This is a genomic window from Arthrobacter oryzae, assembly GCF_030812315.1.
Classification (GTDB): Bacteria; Actinomycetota; Actinomycetes; order Actinomycetales; family Micrococcaceae; genus Arthrobacter; species Arthrobacter oryzae_B.
This window is the reverse complement of sequence record NZ_JAUSSM010000031.1, coordinates 1-4,345: the sequence shown is the minus strand read 5'-3', so window position 1 is coordinate 4,345 and position 4,345 is coordinate 1. Positions and strand designations below refer to the sequence as shown.

Below are 4,345 nucleotides of genomic sequence, written 5' to 3'. Positions count from 1 at the left end.
CCACCGTGTCCACCCGGGAGCTGTCCGAGGTCAACGCCGTTCTTGACGAGATGAAGCACGCCAAGATCGACGGCCGCGTCGTCATCAAGTACTGATGATGGAGGCGAGGCTAGACGCGGCAGTGACGCTGCCCGGGGAGGACATCTCCCGCGTGGCGCTAACGGCGGAGGCCGTGGGACTGCTCAGGAAGCTGTGGGGCCAGCACGGGCCCCTCATGTTCCACCAGTCCGGTGGCTGCTGCGACGGATCCTCGCCCATGTGTTATCCGGCGGGGGAGTTCATCACCGCGGAGGCGGACGTCCTCCTGGGGCTGTTCGACATCGCCGACGGCGTGCAGCCTCAGCCCCTCGAGTTCTGGATGTCCAGGGAGCAGTTCAGCTACTGGAGCCACACGCATCTGACCGTGGACGTGGTCCAGGGCCGGGGGAGCGGGTTCTCTGTTGAGTCGCCGGAAGGCAAGCGGTTCCTGATCCGGTCAACGCTGATGGACTGGCCGGCCTGAGCAGCCCCGTCCACTGGCGTTGTCCCAATAGCGCGTCCCAGCAGCGCGAACGAACACTTGAGGCCCTTCGTGAGGAGGGCCTCAAGTGTTCGTTCGCGCTAAATGCGGCCCCGCTCTGAGCCTCAGGCCGGGCTTGCATCGTCTCACTATCTGGGATAAATGTGACCGTCCACTGGATGGACACTACTCTTGATAAGTCTGTTTCCAACAAGCTATCGAGATTGTGGACTTTCCTATGAACCTTTTCCGGACGAAATCCATTGAGCAGTCGATTGCCGACGCCGATGAACCCGGACGCAAACTGAAGCGTTCCCTGAGCACGTGGGACCTGATGATCATGGGTGTCGCCGTTGCTGTCGGCGCCGGTATCTTCTCCGTCGGAGCCAAGGCGGCCGCGAACTTCTCCGGCCCCGCCGTGACGGTCTCCTTCGCCATCGCGGCAGTCACCTGCGCGCTGGCCATCATGTGCTACGCCGAATTTGCCACAGCCATCCCGGTGGCCGGCTCCGCCTACGTCTTCACGTACGCCACGATGGGCGAGTTGCTGGCCTGGATCATCGGCTGGAACCTCATCCTTGAGCTGTTCACCGCGGCCGCCGTGATCGCCAAGTACTGGGGCATCTACCTCAGCAAGGTCTTCGCGCTCATGGGCGCGGACATTCCCCCGGCCATCTCCCTCGGCGGAATCGACCTGTACTGGGGCGCCTTCCTGATCGTGGCCGTATTCACCGTGCTGCTGGTGCTGGGAACAAAGCTCTCCGCCCGCGTGGGCAACATCTTCACCCTGATCAAGATCGCCGTGGTCCTCTTCGTCATCGTGGTGGGCTTCACCTACGTGAAGTTCGAGAACTACGCACCGTTCGTTCCCGCCTCCGAGCCCACGGCCGCCTCAGGCGCTGCCGACGTGCTCAAGCAGTCCTTCTTCGGATTCCTCACCGGAGCCGTTCCCGCGCAGTACGGCACGCTGGGCATCTTTGCCGGAGCGGCGCTGGTCTTCTTCGCGTTCATCGGATTCGACGTCGTTGCCACCTCGGCCGAAGAGGTCAAAAACCCGCAGAAAACGCTGCCGCGCGGCATCTTCGGCGGCCTCGCCATCGTCACGGTCCTCTACATTCTGGTGTCGCTGGCCCTGACCGGCATGGTGTCCTACACGCAGCTGGCGGAGGCCGAGAACCCCACCCTCACCACGGCCTTCGAAGCCGTGGGGAACACCGACGCCGCCAAGGTCATCGCTTTCGGCTCCCTGGTGGGCCTCACCACGGTGATCATGGTGCTGCTCATGGGACTGTCCCGCGTGGTCCTGGCCATGAGCCGCGACGGCCTGCTGCCGCGCTCGCTGTCCAAGACCAGCACCATCCGTGCGACGCCGGTCCGCCTCCAGATCATCTGCGGCGCCGCGGTTGCCGTTGTGGCCGGGCTGACCAACGTGGACCTGCTGGAGGAAATGATCAACATCGGCACGCTCTCCGCCTTTGTGATGGTGAGCCTGGGCATCCTGGTCCTGCGGAAGAAACGCCCGGACCTGAAGCCGGCCTTCCGTGTGCCGTTCGGCAAGGTGCTCCCGGTCGTATCCGCACTCCTGTGCCTTTACCTGATGACGAACCTCGCGGTGGAGACCTGGATCTTCTTTGCCATCTGGCTGGTCATCGGCGTGGCCATCTACTTCTCCTACGGCCAGCGGCACTCCCGGCTCAACGAGAAGTTCGCCGAAGCCAAGGCCGCCGTCAATGGCGCCCCGCAAGCGGCGCAGGCAGTACAGGACAAGGGCACCCCGGACGATGAGGACGAGGCCGCGCTCACCCGCAGCTGACCCCTGTTCCGTCCGGCCCGCCCCGCGCCCGGAATCCGCTCTGGCCATGACTCCATAAGATGGAGCCATGGCCAGAGCAGTTAAACCGGAGCGCAAGGCGGAGCTGTTGTCCGCCATTCAGGACTACCTGATGGACAAGACCCTGGCCGAGCTCACGTTCCGGAGCCTGGCGGACGGCCTGGGCATCAGCTCCTACGTGCTGGTCTACCACTTCGGCAACCGTGAACAACTGGTCAATGAGATCATCCGGTCCATCGAATCCCGGCTGGACAGCATGCGCAGCACGGACGTGCGCGACATCGACCAGGACGCCTGGCGGTCCTACCTGATGGAATCCTGGCGGTGGACCATGGCCGAGCGGAACCGCCACCTGGCCCGGCTTGAGTTTGAGGCCACGGCGCAGGACATCGTGGCGGCCTCGCCCCGCGGAACAGCCCAGGACCACTTCCGCATGCTTCACGAAAAGGCCCGGGACTGGCTGGTGGTGCAGGGCATCCGGCCGGAGTTCGCGGACACCGACGCCCGACTCTTCACGTCCACGTTCTACGGCCTCCAGTTCGATTTTGTGGTGATGAACCAGCCCGAGGAAGCGACGAAGGCCTTCGAACTGATGGTGTCCGTCTTCTTTTCGAACCTCGAGCACCGCCTGGCCACGGACGGCCAGCACGTCTGACGCCGTCAACGCACCGCGACCCCCGCGGCCTGCCGCCTTTGGACGCCGCTACCGTTACGGACAGCATTGCTACGGCGACGCGTGGCGGCCCATCCACTCGACGAGCGGCCGCAGCTGTTCCCAGAGCCGGCCAACTTCCTCCGCTGCGGCCGGCGTGGACAACCAGCCGGGTTCGCCGAGCTCCCTGCCGGCGGACAGCGACTTGTATTTGAGGAGCTCCGCCCTGGGATGCTCACGAGGGAACCCCCGCGGAACGGTCTTGAGCCGTTCCCCCTCAACCGTGAATCCCGATTCGGTGAGCCGATGGACGATGCGCTCCAGGGACTCCCCTGTCCCGGTGGCATCCACCGAGTTCCGGAAGCGGGCAAGCTGGGCGGGCGAACTCGAATGGCAGCCGGCGCCCACCAGGAGCCCGTCGGCGCTCAGCTGCACGTAGTAGCCAACGCCTTCCTGGAAGGACGCGACCGCGCCCTGGGCCGTCTTGTAGGGGGACTTGTCCTGGGAGAAGCGGATATCCCGGTTGGGCCGGAAGATCTTCGCGGGGCCGAACCTGGGCTCCAGCTCGGCCAGCAGGGCAGTCAGCGGTTCCCGGACGAGCGACTCGTACCGGGCCTTGTGTTCCAGCCACCAGTCCCGGTTGTTGTTCTGCTCAAGGTCGGCATAGAAGCCGGAGGCACCGGCCGGGAAGCCGTCGAATGTGTTCATGTAGGGAGCCTAGGTCCGACCCGCCACGCAGGCCAGAGGCTGCGCCCCGTATGTGGAAAGCGCAAATGTGGAAAGCGCAAATGTGGAAAGCGCAATGTGGAAAAGCGCAAATGTGGAAAGCGCAGCCGCCTGAAGGAAAACGCGCAGAACGCAGAACACCCCGCCGCGGATGGTCCGCGGGCGGGGTGTCCGTATCAAAGGCAGTCAGGCACCGTTTGGTGCCGCATCAGCCGTCGAAGAATCAGAGCTTGTTGGCTGCTTCAGCGTCTGATGCGGTCTGGCCTGCGCCGAGGTTGGCGCGCAGTTTGGCGCCGAGTTCGGCGTCAACGTTGGTCCAGTACTGGATGGCGCGTTCCTTGATGCCCGGGCTCTTCACGCCGCCCACGGCACCGGTGATGGTGTCCAGCAGGCGGGCCTTGGCGCCGTCGTCGAACACTTCGCGGTACAGCGTGCCGGCCTGGCCGAAGTCGCCGTCCTCGGCGTGCAGGGAGTGCGCGGAGAGCGTCAGCTCGCCGTCGTTCTCCCAGCCGCCGGCCGGGTCCTGCGGCTCAACGGCAGCGGGGCCGCCGACCGAGTTGGGGGCGTAGACCGGAACGGACGGGGCGTTGAAGTGGTAACGCCCGGCGCCGTCCTGGCTGTAGTTGTTGACCTGGTT

General features: G+C 64.9%; 5 protein-coding genes and 1 pseudogene. 4 read left to right on the top strand and 2 right to left on the bottom strand.

The window, feature by feature from the left end; all coding sequences use genetic code 11:
• The 4 genes and pseudogenes from J2S97_RS23860 to J2S97_RS23845 form a co-directional block, all read left to right on the top strand.
• Positions 1-95, top strand: a pseudogene (locus J2S97_RS23860) (zinc-binding dehydrogenase); the annotation flags it as partial.
• Positions 95-502: a DUF779 domain-containing protein gene (locus J2S97_RS23855; protein ID WP_307052406.1), complete on the top strand. Its 408-nt coding sequence runs from the start codon at positions 95-97 to the stop codon at positions 500-502. The pseudogene J2S97_RS23860 and the gene J2S97_RS23855, both read left to right, overlap by 1 nt.
• A 235-nt stretch (positions 503-737) precedes the next feature.
• A complete protein-coding gene (locus J2S97_RS23850; RefSeq protein ID WP_307052405.1) occupies positions 738-2,312 on the top strand; it encodes an amino acid permease in 1,575 nt (524 codons plus the stop codon).
• A 67-nt stretch (positions 2,313-2,379) separates the two neighbouring features.
• Positions 2,380-2,985, top strand: a complete 606-nt coding sequence (locus J2S97_RS23845) for a TetR/AcrR family transcriptional regulator (protein ID WP_307052404.1) — start codon at positions 2,380-2,382, stop codon at positions 2,983-2,985.
• Between the two features lie 69 nt (positions 2,986-3,054).
• On the opposite strand, the gene J2S97_RS23840 is transcribed toward J2S97_RS23845, so the two are convergent.
• Both J2S97_RS23840 and J2S97_RS23835 read right to left on the bottom strand, forming a co-directional pair.
• Positions 3,055-3,690: a DUF2461 domain-containing protein gene (locus J2S97_RS23840; protein WP_307052403.1), complete on the bottom strand. Its 636-nt coding sequence runs from the start codon at positions 3,688-3,690 to the stop codon at positions 3,055-3,057.
• Positions 3,691-3,931: 241 nt separating this feature from the next.
• On the bottom strand, positions 3,932-4,345 hold a 414-nt coding region (locus J2S97_RS23835; protein ID WP_307052402.1), incomplete at its 5' end, for a catalase-related domain-containing protein.

Bases quoted from the DNA above. Each gene is read 5' to 3' on its own strand.
- J2S97_RS23855 (WP_307052406.1), top strand. From the start codon at position 95: ATGATGGAGGCGAGGCTAGACGCGGCAGTGACGCTGCCCGGGGAGGAC.
- J2S97_RS23850 (WP_307052405.1), top strand. From the start codon at position 738: ATGAACCTTTTCCGGACGAAATCCATTGAGCAGTCGATTGCCGACGCC.
- J2S97_RS23845 (WP_307052404.1), top strand. From the start codon at position 2,380: ATGGCCAGAGCAGTTAAACCGGAGCGCAAGGCGGAGCTGTTGTCCGCC.
- J2S97_RS23840 (WP_307052403.1), bottom strand. From the start codon at position 3,690: ATGAACACATTCGACGGCTTCCCGGCCGGTGCCTCCGGCTTCTATGCC.